Origin of the sequence: Clostridium sp. DSM 17811 (assembly GCF_018861905.1) — a bacterium.
In the GTDB taxonomy this organism is placed as follows: Bacteria; Bacillota; Clostridia; order Clostridiales; family Clostridiaceae; genus Clostridium_AD; species Clostridium_AD frigoriphilum.
The window spans coordinates 483,611-503,672 of record NZ_JAHLDU010000001.1; the positions used below are offsets into that span (position 1 = coordinate 483,611).

At 30.8% G+C, this 20,062-nt stretch carries 15 protein-coding genes and 1 riboswitch; of the genes, 2 read left to right on the forward strand and 13 right to left on the reverse strand.

Annotation, left to right across the window (positions count from 1 at the left end; genetic code table 11):
- Nucleotides 1–45: 45 nt before the first annotated feature.
- The 10 genes from KPL44_RS02195 to cdaA form a co-directional block, all read right to left on the reverse strand.
- Nucleotides 46–1,737, reverse strand: a complete 1,692-nt coding sequence (locus KPL44_RS02195) for an ATP-binding protein (RefSeq protein WP_216246968.1) — start codon at nucleotides 1,735–1,737, stop codon at nucleotides 46–48.
- Nucleotides 1,718–3,880 (reverse strand): Mu transposase C-terminal domain-containing protein, encoded by a 2,163-nt coding sequence (locus KPL44_RS02200; protein ID WP_216246970.1) that lies wholly within the window; start codon nucleotides 3,878–3,880, stop codon nucleotides 1,718–1,720. Before KPL44_RS02200 ends, KPL44_RS02195 begins: the two co-directional genes overlap by 20 nt.
- Nucleotides 3,877–4,716, reverse strand: a complete 840-nt coding sequence (locus KPL44_RS02205) for a TnsA endonuclease N-terminal domain-containing protein (protein ID WP_216246972.1) — start codon at nucleotides 4,714–4,716, stop codon at nucleotides 3,877–3,879. Before KPL44_RS02205 ends, KPL44_RS02200 begins: the two co-directional genes overlap by 4 nt.
- Nucleotides 4,717–4,968: 252 nt before the next feature.
- Nucleotides 4,969–6,795, reverse strand: coding sequence for a glutamine--fructose-6-phosphate transaminase (isomerizing) (gene glmS, locus KPL44_RS02210; protein ID WP_216246974.1), 1,827 nt, complete (start codon nucleotides 6,793–6,795; stop codon nucleotides 4,969–4,971).
- A gap of 597 nt (nucleotides 6,796–7,392) precedes the next feature.
- Nucleotides 7,393–8,742: a phosphoglucosamine mutase gene (gene glmM / locus KPL44_RS02215; RefSeq protein WP_216246976.1), complete on the reverse strand. Its 1,350-nt coding sequence runs from the start codon at nucleotides 8,740–8,742 to the stop codon at nucleotides 7,393–7,395.
- A 311-nt stretch (nucleotides 8,743–9,053) separates the two neighbouring features.
- On the reverse strand, nucleotides 9,054–10,124 hold the full coding sequence (gene buk, locus KPL44_RS02220) for a butyrate kinase (RefSeq protein ID WP_216246979.1): 1,071 nt from the start codon (nucleotides 10,122–10,124) through the stop codon (nucleotides 9,054–9,056).
- A gap of 89 nt (nucleotides 10,125–10,213) precedes the next feature.
- The gene (gene ptb / locus KPL44_RS02225; RefSeq protein ID WP_071614588.1) at nucleotides 10,214–11,122 is read right to left on the reverse strand and encodes a phosphate butyryltransferase; all 909 of its coding nucleotides are present in this window, start codon (nucleotides 11,120–11,122) and stop codon (nucleotides 10,214–10,216) included.
- Between the two features lie 164 nt (nucleotides 11,123–11,286).
- Nucleotides 11,287–12,885 (reverse strand): NAD(P)/FAD-dependent oxidoreductase, encoded by a 1,599-nt coding sequence (locus tag KPL44_RS02230; protein WP_216246981.1) that lies wholly within the window; start codon nucleotides 12,883–12,885, stop codon nucleotides 11,287–11,289.
- A complete protein-coding gene (locus tag KPL44_RS02235; protein ID WP_216246983.1) occupies nucleotides 12,866–14,161 on the reverse strand; it encodes a CdaR family protein in 1,296 nt (431 codons plus the stop codon). The genes KPL44_RS02230 and KPL44_RS02235 overlap by 20 nt, the downstream gene beginning before the upstream one ends.
- Nucleotides 14,134–14,979: a diadenylate cyclase CdaA gene (cdaA, locus tag KPL44_RS02240; protein WP_071614591.1), complete on the reverse strand. Its 846-nt coding sequence runs from the start codon at nucleotides 14,977–14,979 to the stop codon at nucleotides 14,134–14,136. The genes KPL44_RS02235 and cdaA overlap by 28 nt, the downstream gene beginning before the upstream one ends.
- Nucleotides 14,980–15,214: 235 nt before the next feature.
- On the opposite strand from cdaA, the gene KPL44_RS02245 reads away from it, so the two are divergent.
- Nucleotides 15,215–16,237 (forward strand): hypothetical protein, encoded by a 1,023-nt coding sequence (locus tag KPL44_RS02245; protein ID WP_216246985.1) that lies wholly within the window; start codon nucleotides 15,215–15,217, stop codon nucleotides 16,235–16,237.
- A 74-nt stretch (nucleotides 16,238–16,311) separates the two neighbouring features.
- Nucleotides 16,312–16,435, forward strand: a riboswitch (cyclic di-AMP (ydaO/yuaA leader).
- 2 nt (nucleotides 16,436–16,437) lie between these two features.
- Nucleotides 16,438–16,995 carry a cell wall hydrolase gene (locus KPL44_RS02250; RefSeq protein WP_216246987.1) on the forward strand — a complete coding sequence of 186 codons (558 nt, stop codon included), beginning with the start codon at nucleotides 16,438–16,440 and terminating at the stop codon, nucleotides 16,993–16,995.
- A 106-nt stretch (nucleotides 16,996–17,101) separates the two neighbouring features.
- On the opposite strand, the gene KPL44_RS02255 is transcribed toward KPL44_RS02250, so the two are convergent.
- The 3 genes from KPL44_RS02255 to KPL44_RS02265 form a co-directional block, all read right to left on the reverse strand.
- Nucleotides 17,102–17,971: an NAD(P)/FAD-dependent oxidoreductase gene (locus tag KPL44_RS02255; protein ID WP_216246989.1), complete on the reverse strand. Its 870-nt coding sequence runs from the start codon at nucleotides 17,969–17,971 to the stop codon at nucleotides 17,102–17,104.
- 211 nt (nucleotides 17,972–18,182) lie between these two features.
- Nucleotides 18,183–18,500: a thioredoxin gene (gene trxA, locus KPL44_RS02260; protein ID WP_071614595.1), complete on the reverse strand. Its 318-nt coding sequence runs from the start codon at nucleotides 18,498–18,500 to the stop codon at nucleotides 18,183–18,185.
- Between the two features lie 223 nt (nucleotides 18,501–18,723).
- On the reverse strand, nucleotides 18,724–19,989 hold the full coding sequence (locus KPL44_RS02265) for a tetratricopeptide repeat protein (protein WP_216246991.1): 1,266 nt from the start codon (nucleotides 19,987–19,989) through the stop codon (nucleotides 18,724–18,726).
- Between the last annotated feature and the right edge of the window lie 73 nt (nucleotides 19,990–20,062).

The following is a 20,062-nucleotide window of genomic DNA, read 5'->3' on the forward strand; positions in this document are numbered from 1 at the left end:
CTCCCTTATACATTTTCAACCGCCCATCCCCAATAATAATTAAACTTATTTAGCTTTTAAAAATTCCTCAATTGGATTTTTAATATAACCATTCTTTTTTAATACATCATAAGGATGCAATTTATCCTTCCTTGCTTTATCATATAAAGCTATTAACCCTTGATTTTTAGTTTCTATTTTTTCTGTAGTCGTCATATTGTGCTTTTTCTTTTCTTCTTGCTCTAAGGCCTTCTGTAACGCTACCAACTTTAAACTACTGTATTCCTCATTAACACTAGATTCATTAACTACCCTGTTACATACTTTTTTAATTTCTTCATGATCTAAGTTTCTAAATAAGTCCATTGATATTAAATCGAAAATAAGATTCTCTGAAGTACTTCTTCTCATTAATTCTATAGACATCTTTCTTTCCTTAAATGCTTCGCGAACTCTTCCACTAAGCTCCATATCACTTTTATAATTAATTGCTATATCATCCAAATTAATAGATATATCCTCATACTTCATTATTTCTAAAGCGTTATTATTTCTAAGCGCTTTAATCATCGGTTGAATCATGTATAAATCTTCTTTTGCTGTATTTCTTATAATACCAACTGTAATTTTCTCTTTGCCTTGTGATAATGACCTTTCTTGAACAAGTATATACAAATTAACTGCAACTGCCGTAATGCCTTGGCATTCATCATAAAATGCTTCTTTAATCTCCTTAGTTAGTTTGGTTTCTTCCTGTAAGCATTGAAAGTCCCACAAAGTTTCTAAAAAGAAATTCCATTCTTCACTATTTTTTAACATCCTATCCCACATTATAGAGCCCTCACTCCCTGCTCTTCTTGCTTGCCTAAAATTCCCTTTGAATAGCTGTTGTGCCTTACTTGTTCCTATTAAAACAGTAGGAATACCCACAGTATTACTTAATGTAACAAAGAAATTAAGCATATCTTCCATATCATTTTTAGCATTTAATAAATGTTGAATTTCATCAATTACTAGAACACCTATGCCATACATACTTGCTAAGGTTGTCATGTGAAGCATCATTGTTGAAGTTATTCTATTAGCATAACCAAACTTCTCCAAATATCTAGTACCTAATAAATCATCAACTGCTTTAAAAAAACTTTTACATAGAGTTGCTAAGCTGCCATCGTAGGGACAATCTATCTTCAGCCATACTATTTGAGTTCTACTAAAATATTGCCCTTCATATTCCTCATGTTTTATCACTTGAGGATACATTAATAAAAGTCTTTCTATTGCTGTAGTTTTACCAATACCCGAAATCCCTATAACTGAGAGACTATCTGCTGTTGACCTGATATGACTCATTCTTTCATTGACAACCTTATCATTTGCTACCTCAGATCTTAGCTCATTTAATATTTTTAAGCGTTCTAAAAAGGCTTTATCTATTGGGTTTCTACCTAAATATCCCCGTCTTATTAGTGCTGATAATCTTCTTTCTAAAATGATATGAATTGGTAAAGGTTGAATAAAGTTTTTAGCTCTTTTTATAATGTGGTATCTTATATTTGTTGGTCTATTTCTATCCTCATCACTTATCTTTGGGAATAAAGTGAATTTATCTACCACATCATCCTCATTAAAGATATTAGGTAATGCTTCAATAAACGGATTACTTTTATACTCATCTAACTCTTGTTGTTTATAAACAGCATTCTCATATTCACCTCTTAAAATAATTATTGATTCATTACTTTCCACGTCTTTCATCTCTTTTCTTTTTTAGCAATTCCATTATTCGATTATCACCTGGCGCTATTTTTTCAGCTGATTCAACATTTCTAATAGGTAATTCTATTACTTCAGCAACTTTATTGGCACTGTTTTTTTCTTCACCAATTTGAAAAGCTTCTATTTCTCTATTCATAGCTTTTTCAACAATTCTGTTGTTTCTTATGCCTTTGAGTTGCCGATTTTTACTTTCTCCGAAATCTAATTCTTTTGATTTTGCTATTTCAGCTTCCTTAACTATTTTTTCTATTTCATTTTCTAAATTTATATTACTTTGATTCTGTTCTCTTAAATGTTTTTCTTTTAATTCAGTTGATAATTCTTGATTAAAAATTATTTCTTCTAATAGGCAATCTTTATATTGATTACTTGCCTCTAATAAATAACATTCTTCATATCCTAACCCATTGTCATGTGGAATATATATATTATTAACGTTTCTAGGATCATATACAATTTCAATGCTTCTAGCTTTAGGCTTTATAAACCATTGTTGACTAATAGCTTTATCAGAGTTATAAGATAACCCTTTAAATTTAATTCCTGCCCTTGAAACACTTGCTTTTCCCTTTGGAAGAATGTTTATTCTTAATACATCTCTATCAACTATCTTTAATCTACCTTTTTTGTTTTCAATTCCCCAATTCCAAAGCTGAATTGGTATAGGCAATATTTGACCTTCAAGCATTTCTTTTTCAACTGGATACTTTTCTATAAGGTGACTATTATGATGCAATACAATATTTATATATACCCTTGTGAACTCTTCTATGGTTAAAGTTGAATCCAATCTATAATCTTTATCCCCTCTTTTTCTAAACTCCTTTTGTATAGCGCCAGGAGTTTTATGTTTTAATTTAGTATTTAAGGTTCTAAAATTCCTTTCAACTATACCTTTTAAATCTCCACGATAAGGAGAAGTATTTTCTATTTTAACATTTAAATTATTAATTAAGTTTTCAGGAGAATATCCTTCAAATTCTCCTCTATCGGCTATTATAATCTCTGGCAAATGTTTTGAAGGCCATTGGTCTTCTGTTATTTCTATTCCATAATCCTTACAAAACTCAACCTTATCAGCTATCATATTATCTAATGCCATCATAGCTCCAAGCCAAGATGGTCCTTCTAATCCAACATAAATCCCAGTAATTAATCTAGAATATACATCTATTATTGCGTATACAATTGGTCTACCTATTATTCTTCTTGTATTTAAAGAACTTACTAAATACACATCAGCTATTGTTGCATCGATTTGGAATCTCGTTCCTGGTCCATCTGTTTCAATTGTGGAATTACTTAGTAATGGCCTATGTTTTAAATTAAATTCTTTGTCACTATCTCTTAGTACAATGTCCTTCTTAACGTCTTCAAACTTCTTAAACCAATAATAGAATTGATTATACTTAGGTATTCTCTCATTATCCCAAACCATATGTTTGATTTCATTATTTTCTCTATATATATCTGAATAGAAGTCCCTAAGCATAAGTGTGTATGTTTCTTTTAAAGATATCTTTTTATTATTTCTGTAATACTTATTTATAACAAATTGAAAGTGCTTTTTCACATCATCTGTTACGTTAATTCCTTCTATAGAATCTCCTAAATAATCCACTCTTGCAGGTCTTCCTACTTTCAAATCAGATAATTTTTTTTCTTTTCCTTTTCCTCCAGAGTTTATATAATCAGGTAGTAAAGCATTTTTATTCATCCCTCTTTGCCAATATCTACTAAATACCTTTTTTACTTTTGTCAAACTTAACCCTGACCTATTAGCTATTTCCTTAAGTTTGTTTTCTCTATGATTCTTTTCTAAGAGTTCATACTTGTTTGCTTCCCAAAAGGTTTCAATAAACTGCCAATCTGCATTTCTTTTATTAATTTGAAGCTCTGAGAGTTCCTTTTCGTTAATTATTCTTGAAAATGGGTCTTTTATAGCTATTAATTTTTCTCCCTCAATTTCTTCTTCAATGGTTTTTAATAACTCTTTTCTAGGCATTGATGTTACTGAGTCAATATTTACTATGTAAACATAAAATTCAATAATGTTAATAATCCTTATTCTTTCTCCATTTTCGCCATCCACATATTTAAAAACCGAATTAATAGATATCATATTGCTTCCACCTTCTTAATCGATTTTTCCATTATGCTTATACTAGGTATGTTTTTATTAACATTAATTTTTTCTGTTATATCTATTTCAATCATTTTGTTTATTACTAGGTATTTAAATATACAAAGGCTGCTTCCTTTTTCTAAGCACATTTCATTGTCAAACGCTGTACACGTAGTCCTCATAGCGTTATGATTATCAATTATTCTTTTTATAAACTCGTATATTAAATCCTTCAATTCACTAGCTTCAATATCGTTAAAACTATCTATTTTGCCTATATCTTTATAACCATGAACTAAACTTATATTGTTAGCTATGACCTTATCTATTTCTTCATCAGTAACTATCCCCCAATTAACACCTTTCTTTTCCCAATACTGTTTCTCAATCTCAAATTTTTCTAATATTCTTTTACTCATAAGATCATCCTTGGATTTTATTGTTCTAGCTACTTCATGGAATTTGTTATTATAATTTATAGATACTAAAAAATCCGTAGTCATAACAATAAACTCTCCTGTTTTAGGGTTTTTAGGATGCTCTATGCCTAACTCCTTAGCAATAATCATTGTATCTTCAATAGGAAGTAGTGGAAATTGCTCTCTAATATCTTGAACTTTATCTGAGTATTCTAAAATATAGAAATAATTTCTTTCCATATCTGATAATAACTCATGTTGTCTTCCCGTTTTTATTCCTCTTATCCTACTTGATCTACCTAAAGACGGCACATCTTGAATCTTAATCCAAGGTTTATATGTGTCTCCTTTTCCTGAACCTCTTCCTTCCTTAATCATTTTATCTATATCTGAACTTCTTTTTCTTTTGGCCATTGAATTCACCTCCATTTTCAAAATGAAAAACTGCACACTCTCACCTTAGATGAGAATGTGCAGTTTTTGTTACACACTTATATTTGTTTAATTTTTCAATACTACATTCTCTTAAATATAGCATTCCCATCATAAATAATTTCGATTCAACTTTTTTATAAATGGTTTAACTTTTTTCTAAACGGTTAATCTTTTTTATAAACGGTGCAACTTTGTTATAAAGCTACAAAATTAATTCCCTAACATTTTACCCTATTCCACAGTTACTGATTTTGCAAGATTTCTTGGCTTATCAACATCGCAGCCCTTTTGAACTGCCATATAATATGCTAATAATTGTAGTGGAATTACTGATATTACTGGTGATAATATATCCAATACTTTTGGTATATAAGTTACTGAATGAACCGATTTTTCAATTTCAGTATGACCTTTTGGTGCGAAAGCATATATTTTTGCTCCTCTAGTCGAAAGTTCACGTATATTGCTTACCATCTTACTAAATAGCTCTTCTTGAGTAGCTAGTGCTATAACTATAGTCCCTTCTTGCATAAGTGCTATTGGGCCATGTTTAAGCTCTCCTGCAGCATATGCGTCTGAATGAATATAAGATACTTCTTTAAGTTTTAATGAACCTTCTAGTGCAACTGCATAATCAAGACCACGTCCTATAAAGAACATATCCTTATGCATATAAGTTTTTGATGTAAACTTTTGTATAGTTTCTTTGTCTTTAAGCATTTCTTCTGCTTTTTCTGGAAGTTCTAGCATTGCTGCTTTAATTTCTTCAATTTTATCCATACTCATAGTTTCTTTATTCTGAGCAAAGAACAAAGCTATTATATACATTGCTATAAGCTGAGTCGCATAAGCTTTAGTAGATGCAACTGCTATTTCTGGTCCTGCCCATGTGTATAGTACATCATCTGCTTCTCTTGAAGCCGCACTACCAACAACATTAGTTACAGCTATTACTCTTGCTCCTTTTTCCTTCGCAAGTCTTAATGCTGACATAGTATCTGCTGTTTCTCCTGATTGGCTAATAACTATCATCAATGTGTTTTTATCAATTATTGGATCCCTATATTTAAACTCTGACGCTATATCGAGTTCTACTGGTATTCTTGCAAGTTTTTCTATAACATACTTACCTACAACTCCTGCATGATAAGCAGTTCCACAAGCCACAATATATACTTTATCTAATTTCTTAATTTGCTCTTTAGTTATATTTATATCATCAAGTGTTATTGGTTGTCCAAGAACTATTCTTGAATTCATAGTATCTCTAATTGCTTTTGGCTGTTCATGAATTTCTTTTAACATGAAGTGCTCATATCCGCCTTTTTCAGCTGCATCAGCATCCCAAGTTACATGGAAAACTTCTTTATTTATAATGTCGCCTTCTATATCTTCAAGCTTTATGCCATCATTCGAGATAACTACAAATTCATTATCTTCTAATAAATATACTTCTCTTGTATGATTTAGTACAGCTGGTATATCAGATGCTACATAAAATTCATTTTTTCCAAGTCCAACTATTAATGGACTATCTTTTCTTACAGCTATCAATTTATCCGGTTCATCACTACATAATACTGCTATTGCATAACTACCTTCCATTTTTGTTGTAGCCTTCTTTACAGCTTCAACAATGTTTCCTTTATAATAAAAATCTATAAGGTGTGGTATAACTTCTGTATCAGTTTCTGATACGAATTTATATCCTTTTGCCATTAGCCATTCTCTTAAATGGATATAGTTCTCAATAATTCCATTATGAACTACACTAATAGTTCCTTTCTCATTAGTGTGTGGGTGAGAATTTTCATCTGATGGCTTACCATGAGTAGCCCATCTTGTATGACCTATTCCAACATGACCTTTAAGTGGAGATTCTAATAATTCAGCTTCTAAATTTGCAAGTCTTCCTTTGCATTTAGTAACACTTAAAACTCCATTATCTATAATTGCGACTCCTGCTGAATCGTATCCTCTATATTCTAATTTTCTAAGCCCATCAATCAATATTGTTTGAGCCTCTTTTATTCCAAAATATCCAACTATTCCGCACATATTCATCTTCCTCTCAAATTTATAATTTTCCACAAATCAATTAAGAATATTTCTCATCCACTTTATTTGTAATTATTAAAATAGTACTACTATTGCCTTACTCATAACATTATTATATAGAGCAATTCGCATTACATAATTATAATCATAGATGAATATCATACTTAATCGATTCATTGCAAATAGGCACTGTTCGTCCCCTTTAGATACTACTTGTCACCCAAAGACGATGCATATTGCCTATTGGCATCGTAATATTTATAAAGGTTTTAACACCAGATTGATCTTGTCACGAAAATCACTTCTCGCTTTTATCAATCATTAACGGTAGTGCGCTACCGCGGGGCATCCGCCGAAGATTCGATACTCCCCATCCTCGTCAACTCATAATTATTCTCATTATGAGTTCTGGCGCTTTAAAATAACTTATTCTCCTCTACCCTCCTCTATCAAAATATTCAGCATCTCACTGTATTAATTAAATAAATAGACTGAAAACTTATGAACCTTACACATAAGCTTTCAGTCTATTATATTCGTTCTATGCTCTAAACGTCAATACTTTTAATAACAAGTTAACTAAATCTTAATTACTTTCTATGCGTTTGCTTTTTGTTGAATAAGTTTCGCAAGAGAATGTGCCATTTTATCTAATTCACTTTGTACTTTACCCTCAAGCATTACTCTTACTAAAGGTTCTGTACCCGATGGCCTTATAAGTACTCTACCACAACCATCTAATTTTTCTTCTATTTTCTTTATTTCTTCAACTATTTCACTATCAGTTTCATGGATATCTTTTTTATCGTTAGGTACTGTTGCATTAACTAGTACCTGTGGAAGTTCTACCATCATTGATGCAAGCTCTGATAATGGTTTCCCCGTTTCTTTAATAACAGTTGCTAGTTGAAGTCCTGATACAAGTCCATCCCCTGTAGTATTAAAGTCAAGAAAAATTACATGTCCTGATTGCTCTCCACCAAGGCTGTACCCTTCCTTTTGCATTAGCTCAAGAACATACCTATCTCCTACTTTTGTTTTAACTGTAGCTATGTTTTCCTGCTTCATTGCAATATCAAGACCTAAATTACTCATAACGGTTACTACTACTGTGTCTTTAGTTAATTTCCCAATACTTTTTAGATGTTTTGCACAAATAGCAATTATAAAATCTCCATTTATAAGATTTCCTTTTTCATCAACTGCCAAACATCTATCTGCATCACCATCAAAAGCTAATCCTAAATCGCAATGATTTTCTTTAACAAATGCCATTAAATGCTCAGGATGAGTTGACCCACAGTCTTTATTTATATTTATACCATCTGGATCATTGTTAATAACTAAAACTTCTGCTCCAAGTGATCTAATAGCCTTTACTGATGTTATATATGAAGCACCATTAGCACAATCTAATGCTATTTTAAGTCCCTTTAAGTCACCTGAAATAGTAGATTTAGCAAATTCCATATAATCAACTACGGCATTCTCATTAACTGTTTTTTTACCTAAATCACCAGCTATCGGTGATGGTACTTCTTTAAAATCACTTTCTATAACTGCTTGTATTGTATCCTCTAATTCATCAGACAATTTAAATCCATTATTGTCAAAGAACTTTATTCCATTATATTCTACCGGGTTGTGAGAAGCTGAAATGACAATTCCTGCATCTGCTCCATATTTTCTTGTTAAATATGCTACAGCTGGAGTTGGAACCACTCCAAGGCATATAGCCTCTGCCCCTACAGATAAAATCCCTGCAACTAAAGCAGCTTCTAACATGTCTCCTGAGACTCTTGTATCCATTCCAACTATAATTTTGGGCTTATGTGCTCCATCTGTTAGTACAAAAGCTCCTGCTCTTCCTAACTTGTATGCAATCTCTCCTGTTAATTCTGTATTTGCTATCCCTCGTACTCCATCTGTACCAAACATTCTACTCATATTTTATACCTCTTTCCAAATATTCTATAGGTTTACTATAGGGCATCTTAAATAAAAATACTAATCAGTATGTTAGTATTTTATTCATAGAGCCCACCTTTGTCATTCTTTTATAAAAAAAATTAATTTCATAATTAGGCAAAACTGTTTTTGTAATATGTATAACATAGCTTGAATTATACTACAATACCAGGCATTTGTAAAAACATCCTAACTTCTTACTATATAATAAAAAAAGTATATATTACTTAAACTGTATTTAAACAGCCTCTAGTAATACATACTTTTTGTCATATTATCAACGTTATTGTTTATTTATAAACTTTTGCTTGTTCTTTTCCACTTAAAACGCCTATAGCACCTTGAGCTAGTGCTAATAATTCATCTTCACCTGCGTAAACTACCACATCTGCTATGAATTTTACTCTTTTGGTTATATAATTAACAACAGCTTCTCCATAAGCTATTCCACCAGTTAAAATTATAGCATCTACTTTTCCTGATAAAACAGCTGCGCAGCCCCCAATTTCCTTAGCTACTTGATATCCCATAGCTTGAATAATTAATTTAGCCTTTTTGTCACCAGCTTGTGACATTTTAAGCGCATCTCGTACATCATTAGTATTAAGATAAGAGACAAATCCACCTTTTCCATTTATCTTTTTCTTAATATCGTCTAAAGTGTATTTTCCACTAAAACACATCTTAGCTAAATCGCCTGATGGTAATCCCCCAGATCTTTCTGGTGAAAATGGGCCATCTCCATCAAGTCCATTATTAACATCTATAACTTTTCCATTCTCATGAGCTCCTACTGTAACTCCTCCGCCCATATGTGCAACTATTAAATTAATTTCCTCATATTTTTTTCCATTTTCTTTTGCATACCTTTTGGCTACTGCTTTTTGATTTAATGCATGGAAAATACTCTTTCTATCTATATCTGGTATTCCTGATAATTTAGCAACTGCTGCCATTTCATCCACTACTGTTGGATCAACGATATATGCTGGTATATTTAAAGATTTTGCAATCTCATTTGCGATTATCCCACCTAAATTAGAAGCATGTTGACCTTGCACTCCAATTTTTAAATCATTAAGCATGGCTGCATTTACAATATAAGTTCCACCTTCAATTGGTTTTAACATTCCACCTCGGCCTACTATGGCATCCAAAGTTTTAATGTCAAAATTCTTTTCCTTAAGAATATTCAAGATAACATCTTTTCTGAAATCAAGTTGTTCAAATATACCTTTGAAGTTATCTATTTCTTCTGATGGATGTCTCAATGTTTCTTCTAATATTTCCTTTTCATCCTCATATACACCTATTTTAGTAGATGTTGACCCTGGGTTAATTATTAATAATTTATATGACATATTGTTCCTCCTTTATGCTATAAAGTACATTAAATAAATAACAAATAGATATGCTAGTATATTTTCATGTTCCTAAACAATCGACAATTTTATTTGTTATATTCTGCAACTAATGCTGCAAGAGCTATAGAATGTAATTTTGTTTCAGGAGTATCAGCTCTAGAAGTTAATATAACAGGAGCTGAAGTACCTACTAGTAATCCACCGCTTTTAGATTTAGTAGTGTAATTTAAGCATTTATACATAGAATTTCCTGCTTCAATATTTGGCATTACAAGAATATCCGCTTTTCCTGCAACTGGACTTTGTATGTTTTTATGATTTGCAGCTTCTTCAGATATTGCAATATCAAGAGATAAAGGTCCATCAACAATACAGCCTTTTATCTGACCTCTATCATTCATTTTCGATAACATTGCTGCATCTAGTGTTGCTGGCATTCCTGGATTTACTACTTCTACTGCACAAACTACTGCGACTTTAGGAAGCTCAACTCCACAAGCTTTTGCTACTGCTACTGAATTGTTTATTATGCTCTTTTTTTCTTTTAGTTCTGGGTACATATTAAAAGCAACATCTGTTAAAAATATTAGTCTGTCATACTCTGGTATTTCAAATACGGCTACATGTGACATTAGTTTCCCAGTTCTAAGACCTACTTCTTTGTTTAACACGGCTCTTAAGAATGTTGCTGTATCAATTAACCCTTTCATAAGCATATCAGCTTTTCCTGATGATACAATCTGAACTGCAGTTAATGCTGCTTTAGAAACATTCTTCTCATCAATAATTTCAAACTCTGATGCATCCATACCTATGTTTTTAGCAATAAATATTATTTTTTCTTTATCTCCTACTAGTATTGCATTTGCTATACCATTTTTCTTAGCATCACGAACCGCCTCAAGTACTGGTTCATCCTGTGCTACAGCTACTACTACAGTTTTCATTCCTTGTGCTTTTGCTGTGTCTAAAATTTTATCAAATGTTTTACTCATTCAATTACACTCCCTCGATTATATATTTTATATTATATATTTTGTATTATGTATTAACTTTAATATTTGTCTGATGTGTATTATTGTTTTCTGTTTTGCGTTTTTTATCTTCTGTACCATTTTAACAAACTTCATAAAGAAAAATCAAGAGTTTAGAAAAATTATTATACAGATTTCCATTTTTTCATTATACTTTCAGCAATTTTAAGTCCATCAACTGCTGCAGAAATTATTCCACCTGCATATCCAGCTCCTTCTCCTGCTGGGTATAACCCCTCTAAAGATATACTTTGAAACTCTTCATTTCTATCAATTCTTACTGGTGCAGACGTTCTTGTTTCTATACCAGTGAGTATTGCATCATTTCTTGAAAACCCATTTATTTTATGTTCAAAATTAGGTAAAGCCTCTTTTATAGCATCTGTTACATAAGTAGGTAAACAGTTAGTAAGATCTGCTAATTTATAACCTGGTGTATAACTTGGCTTTATACTACCTATTTTATCACTAACATTGCCCTTAAGGAAATCACCAACTAATTGCACTGGTGCATTATAGTTCTCTCCGCCTATCTTATATGCTAGTCCCTCATAATACCTTTGAAATTCAATACCAGCGAGTGGATTATCTGAAGCGAAGTCCTTAGGACCTACTGATACCACTATTGCTGAGTTTGCATTTTTTTTATCTCTATTGTACTCACTCATACCATTTATTACAAGTTTTCCCTGTTCTGATGCTGCGGACACTACAGCTCCTCCTGGACACATACAAAAACTATATACCGACCTTCCCAATTTGCCACTTTTATAAGTAAGCTTGTAATCTGCAGCTTTTAGTCTCGGGTGACTTGCATATTTTCCATATTGATTTTCATTAATCATATCTTGTGGATGCTCTATTCGAACCCCAACTGCAAATGGTTTACTAGACATAAACACGCCATTTTTATATAACATTTCATAAGTGTCCCTTGAACTATGCCCTGGTGCTAAAATTAAATTATCGCAAGGTATTTCTTCTCCATTTACTATTATGCTCTGAAGTTTTCCATCTTTAATCTTAATATCTTCAAGTTTACTATTAAATCTTACTTCTCCACCTAACTTAATAATAGTTTCACGAATGTTCTTCACAACGTCTTTTAATACATCCGTTCCTATATGAGGCTTCCCAATATATGCTATTTCTTCTGGTGCTCCCGCTTTTACAAATTCTTCTAATATATAATCACATCTAGTATCCTTTATTCTTGTAGTTAGCTTTCCGTCTGAAAAAGTCCCTGCTCCACCTTCACCAAACTGCACATTAGATTCTGTATTTAATACTGCTCTTGTCCAAAATTTATTTATGGTCTTTGTTCTATTCTCTACCTTTTCTCCTCTTTCGATAATTAAAGGTTTATATCCCTTTTGCGCCATAAGAATACCAGCAAACATTCCTGCTGGTCCCATCCCTACTATTATTGGTCTATGATTCATTTTTTTAGTTCCAAATTCAAACTCAGCCTCATATTTGTCTTCTTCAAGCTTAACATCTTTATTGTTTGCTCTTGTGACTACATTTATTTCATTATCCATTGTAATATTAACGGCATAATTAAACTTAATATTATTTTTTTTCCTAGCATCTATAGATTCTTTAGCTATTTTAATTTTCTTTATTTCACTATCAGAAACTCTCATTAATTTTGCAGCTTTTATCCTTAAATCATCTATTGATTCATCTATATCCAAAGTTATGTTATTTACTCTTATTGTCATTGCTCACTGGTACCTCCGTTGGCTTTTTTGTAATAGTTACTCCTATTTTATCCGGGTTGTGTGATATTAAAGTTACTCCTTTTGGCATAGACACAATTACATTCACGCTTTGTTTGCCCTCCGTTAAACCTGTTAAATCTACTTGCGCGGAAAAATTATTTAAATCCAAATTATTAATAACTGACTCTACTCCGGAAACCGATATTGATGTCTTACTATTATCTAACGTTGCTACATAAGTTTCACCCAAATTATTGTACTTGATATCTAAACTTAAATCCTTTTGAACTGTCTTGTCTACCTTCTCTGCCGCAGCTGCCCCACTTGCCGCATTGGGACTACTTAAATTAACTTGGACCTTAACCATAGCATCCCCACCGACCAAATTTAATCCATTTGGAATTATAACCTTTGCTTCAACGGTTGTACTCTTAGTTATTTTACTTAAATCAACATCTTCTGTATTTAAGTATTTTAATTTATCAAGTTCAGCTAAGCTCCCTGTTATATCTACTGTATCCGGTACAGCTTTTATGCTTCCTAACGTATACTTAGGATCTAAACTTCCTGTAGTTTTCACAGTAACCTCTACGGATTTTGTCTTTTTTACAAGAGTTTTAACATTGATATAAGCCGGGCTTACAATAACATCTTTTATTTCTTTTCCCGATTCATCTACCGCTTTAATCTTGTATTTTTTCGATATATTTGATTCCAAACCTTGTATACTTTCGTCAATCACTATTTTTTTAACTTCACTTATAACCTTTGAACCACCTGATACCGTAGCATAATCTGCTGATAGCTCTGGCTTTGATGCGTAAAAACCTTCTTTAGGTTTTCCGCTTACATTTACATTTATAGGTAGTTTTTTCTTAGTAAGTTCATCTAACTGTATTGTTATAAAAAGACCATCACTATTTACCACATTTATATTATCTGGACTTTTTTTTATTTGAATAGGTATCTTATATTCCCCACTTTTAAGTGCATATGCACCTAAATCTGCAACTACCGTAAAATCTGATGCTTTCATAGCCAGAAGTATGCTAGTATTAGCTCCTTTAATATTTAGGGATGTTGTTAAGTCTTGTCCTGAAACTAAAACAAGATTCGATTTAGTTAATACGTCGCTATTTAGCATTGTTACAGGTATATTTTTAATTTTGTAAGCAGTCAACGGATTTTCCGTTCCCGTTATGAAAAGCCATAGCGCAAAGGCAGCTATTACACAGCAAATTTTAATTATTAATTGTTCTTTCCGTTCTTTATCCATGCCTTTACTCTCTCCTTTAATGTTACTTTTTTAGTTTGTCTTCTCTTTATTATTTGAACAAGTACATTTTTAAGCTTATCCTTGTCATAGTTTCTCATTAATCTTCCATTCATTGCAAGAGAAATAGTGCCTGTTTCTTCTGATACTATTATTGTTAACGCATCTGAAGTTTCTGTCACTCCTATTGCCGCTCTATGCCTTGTTCCAAGCTTTTTACTTATTTTATCACTATTAGTTAAAGGCAGAAAACACCCCGCAGCTATTATCCTATCATTTCTAATTACCGTGGCACCATCATGAAGGGGCGTGTTAACTACAAATATATTTTCTAATAAGGCAGCAGATATTACAGCATCTAGAGTATTTCCTGTTTTAATTATTTCCCCTATACCTGTTCTTTGTTCTATTACTATTAGTGCGCCTGTTTTACTTTTTGATAGTATTTCAACAGCATTAACAATTTCAGTTATAACCTTCTCCATTACCTCTTCATCTTCAAATATATGCTTATCAGCAAAAGCCGTTCTTCCAATATGCTCTAAGGCTCTTCTTATCTCTGGTTGAAAGATGATAACAATAGTTAAAACGCCAATTGTTATTGTTTTGTTTAATATCCAGTTTAATACTGTTAAATTAAGAAACTGACTTATTGGAATAAGTACAAAAATAAAAATAATTCCTTTTAATAACTGTATAGCTCTTGTTTCCTTCATTAGCATGTAACTTTTGTAAAATATAAAAGCCACCACTAGTATATCTAGAATTGAATATACGCTTATATTTTTGATTGTATTCATAATCAACTTATATACTTCCATAAAGCTCACACCCCTCTACTAAAACTCTTACTTCCAATTATACACTATGCTTCGCTTTATTAGTATATATTATAAGTTAATTTTATTGTAACAATTAAGCGGTTGCCAAAAGTCACCCTATTAAATATGTGATCCTTTTAATTTTAAAATGGTATAATTCTGCAATTTAACTAGAATAATATATGTATCATATTAATATAAGAATATAATGAAATTAATGAAGGAGTGAATTATTTTGGGTATAAATAAAAATATTATAAATGCTGGTAACAAAAGAAAAAACTTTAAACTAATACTTTTTTTATCAATTATTGTGCTCTCCACAGGCATTTTCTATATTTGTTACTATTCATCTATAACTAATCTATATAGTTCCTATAAAACCACTTTAGTAACCAACATTAATGGTATAAATGATGTCAATAAAAATGTATCTGAATTTAATAGCAATAAAACAATAGATGTTGACTATGCAAAAAAACAATTACCTAAAATTATTAATGATTTATCTGTCTTTAAAGCTAATTTATCAAATTCACAGCCTACTAATAAATATAAAAAAGATACCGATAATTTAAAATCCGGCCTAGATAAAAATTTATTAATATATAGACAGACTTTAGCAATTTTAAACAACCCTTCTGGAAATGATGTAGAAACATCTATGGAAAATCTTAAAACTTTTAGAAATGATTGCATAAATTTTTATTCATTGATAGATGTTCATAATGCTTCAATATCACTGCCAAAAATTTCTTTGACTTTCATTGATAATATTCTTGATTACAGTGATACCGCTGTAATGGTAAAAAAGGAAACAGCTATTAAGTCACGTGAAACCCAAGAATTTATAAGTGATATTGATAGCCTATCCACTGATTTTTTAAATATTAAAAGTAATCTCTACTCATATACAATAAAAGTGAGAAAAAAAGAAATGTCCTATTATAACCTTTCAAAACTAGTTGATGATGATTTCTCAAAACTAAGCAATCTTCAAAATACATTTAAAATTTTAACTGTTCCGACCTCTGCAATTCCCACTTATGAATCATTCAAACTTTTATTAGATAAATATGAAAGTTACTTAAGTGATTTCAAACTTGCTATGACAAGTGAAAATTCTAAAACTTCAAATGCATCGATAACTCCGAAAGTATTGGAAGCTTTATATACTTCGTCTAATAGACTATTTAACGACGTAGAAACTTTATATGCTAATTATATTAAATCCTATACTGAGCTAAAGAATCAATAAGTCTATATTATTCAATCTACACTGCTTTATATTATATAATAAAACATTAATGTATTATTTCCACACTATAGGTAATACTATATTAGCCGAAGTAAAAAATACGCGGAGGAACCAAGCATCTGGGGTGAATCACTAATTGTGTAGGTTAAACCTTTCCCGAACCCGTCAGCTAACTCCGTAGGCAAAAGGAGAGAAAAAATATGAAAAAGCTTACTTTTTTATCATGTATGCTGCTAACATTGTTTTTAGCATTTCCTAGTTTAGACGTAAGTGGTGAACATTTGTATTCATTTGGCTCAGCGAGTAAAGATTTATACAATGAACAAGTAGAGGCAATAGAAGTATTTAATAAGTCAAATAACTCAATTTGCATTACCGATAATGACATTTATTTAATGTCTCAAGTTGTATATGCTGAGAGTTGTGGTGAACCTGATAGTGGCAAACTTGCAGTAGCATCAGTTATATTAAATCGTGCTAGCGATATCCATTTTCCAAAATCTATTTCCGGTGTTATTAATCAAAAGAATGCTTTCTCTTGTGTTAAAAATGGAAAGGTATATCACAATGGCAAATCAAATGTTATCCCTGATTCAGCCTGTTACACTGCAGTACTCGATGCATTAAAGGGTAAAGATCCTACTTATAATGCTGTTTTCTATTATAATCCTGAAATAGCTACTTCAGGATGGATGAAAAGTATAAACAAAACAAATATAAAGACTATAGGAAATCACGTTTTCTTTGTAGTTAAATAAAAAAATGTACCTTCTAAAATTAAAACCAGACAGTTAACTTTTGCTAACTACCTGGTTTTATTAATTATATTAGATAAATTAAAAAAATTGAAATTCATTTAGGTTTTTATTTGTTTTCATGCAACTTATCCAAATAAGAAACTGCAGATAATGCTGCTACTAATCCTTCTCCTGCAGATTTCATATATTGATATGGTGTGCCAGTACAATCTCCTGCTGCATAACATCCATCTATACTCGTTTTCATATCTCTATCTACCTTTATATGACCATTCTCAATCTCAATACCTGGTACTAATTGACTCGGAGATACGCTGTCTCTTAACATAAAAATACCATCTGTAGCTATTTCACCTTGATCTAGAATCATCTTAGTAACCACATCGTCCCCAACTATTTTTAAAGGCTTTTTGTTTATAATTTCTACATTTTCATTTAAATTATATTTGCCTTTATACATTGGTATATAATATGTTTTTCCACTTAACTCACTTACATAATTAGCTTCTTCTACACTTTCTTTATTATAACCAACTATAACAACAGTTTTGCCCTTATATAATGGAGCATCACAGGTAGCACAATATCCTACTCCTTTTCCTAAGAATTCTTCTTCTCCTATTAATGGTTTGGTATATTCTATACCTGTAGCTAATATTATAGCTTTAGCCTCATATACCTTTTCATTTACCATCAAGGCAAAATAATCTCCCATAGCATAAACATTGTTTATTTTTTCATTTAAAATCTCTACACCCATATCCTCGATATGATCTGCAAACTTGTTTTTAAGTTCAATTCCTGTAAGGTTATAAAGTCCTAAATAATTATTTACCTTTGCCGCTTTTGATAATTTAGGACTCAGATCTTTATTCCCAAAGATTACTATGTTTTTATTTCTTATTTTAGCATTAATTGCTGCTTCTAGCCCTGCTGGACCTGTTCCAATTATAGCTATATCATATCTCTCGCTCATACTTTCTCCTCCTCTTGGTTTTCCTAAATGCACACTAACTAACAGTTTATCTTTATCATTAGTAAATATTATATACCTTTAAAAATGGAGATATTTATTTAAATATAAAAATTTAAATTATCTATCTCCAAAATATTTTACTAACTATATATGCTATTTTATTGTTTTGTTTGTTTTCTAAGTACTATTATGACTTGATGGTATTTAAATTTTATAAATTTTTCTCTATTACTTTCTTAAGCTCAGCTTTTGGTCTAAATCCTACTAATGTTTCTTTAACAGAATCCTTATTAAATACCATAACTGTTGGAATGCTTGAAATTTTATATGTTGATGCTGTTATAGGACTTTCATCCACATTTATTTTAGCAAATTTAACATTTGTTCCCATTTCTTTTGCTAATTCTTCAATTACAGGACTTAACATTTTACAAGGTCCACACCAAGGTGCCCAAAAATCAACTACAACTATGTTATCTGAATTTCCTATTTCTTCATTAAAATTTATATCATTAACTTCTTTTATCATATTATTACCTCCATTTATTATACCCCGCTAGGGTATGTTTATATTGTTATTATTGTATACCTTATACTGTTACTAGTCAATAATATTACAAATTGACCTCTTCTATATCAATATTTTTAAAATGTGTAACAGGGTTGCGAAATTTGTGTTACATATTTTAAAATTAGTATACCCAAAGTAAAACTTAAAGATGTCTATTACACCTTTGCTATGTTACTTATTTTTATATACCCAATATTTTCTTTACTATCGAGTTCTTATATAACGAATCTGGAAATTGTTCCACTAATTTTTCAGCATAAAATTTTGCTTTATTTGAATCTACATCTTTGTTTATTAAAACTAAATTATATAAGACTTCCTCGGTGTAACTTCCACTAGGAAATTGTTTTAAAATAATCTCATAGTATTTAACAGCATTTTGAAAGTCAGAACTAGCTTTATAACTTACTGCTAACATATAAAGTATATGTTCTTGTAAATAATCCCCTTTAGAATATGGTAATGCGTATAAGAAATACTTTTGAGCTTTAGTATACTCTTTATCCTTTATATAACCTACACCTTTATTATAAAAGTATAATACTCCCTCGCTTTTTATAATTTCTTCACCTTTTACCAAAAGTAACTTATCATTCATCTCTAAATCAGCTTTGTTCCATCTATTAACATACGAAACTATTTGCTCCATATTGTTATTCTTTATGCTAATCTTAAATTGTTCTCGAGGGAATTGTTCAAGTTTTTGTACTTTATTTCCTACCATTTTTGTACTCGATTTATCTAAATTAGTATTCTTTTTAATTGCTACTAATTTATCATTTCCCTTTATTAATGAGATTCCACTTTGTAGTTTTTGTGCACCCATTGTTGAAATATGTTTTATATTGTAAATGTTCTTTTTGCCTATAAATATCCCAGTTATAATTAATAATATACTCGCAGTAACTACACCTATTTTTACATAATTTATTTTTCTCTTTAAGCTTCCATATTTTATTAATGTCTCCTTATTAATACTCGCCTCGGCATTCTTCTTATCTACTTTTATAACCTCATTTATATATTGTAATGCTTTATCATATTCACCTTGCTTTATATAACAAAGACTTATGTTGTTATTCACATTTATAGAATTAAAGTCACTATCTTGGCACTGTTTTAAAGTTTCTAAGGCCTCACATATATTTAATTGCTTTATTAATTCCAATGCATTTATATATAATTGTAATCTTTTCTTATCTCTCAAACTATCGGATAGATATTTCCTCGATACTTTATCATTATTTCTTTTATAATTGATATCCCACATTTTCTTAGCATTTTCTAAATCGCCTTTTAGATAATATAAAATACCCTTTAAATTCAGAGCCGCAGCATTGGTACTCTTTAAAGAAATACTTTTTTCACAAAGGTCTAACGCCTTGTCTATATAGCCATCATTGTACTTATTCATTGCTTTTACATATATTTTCCCTGATTTATCCATAATTTCACCTTTTGTTTTATATATTTATGATTACACCAATTATATCATAGGATTTGTTTTTTTTAATATAATC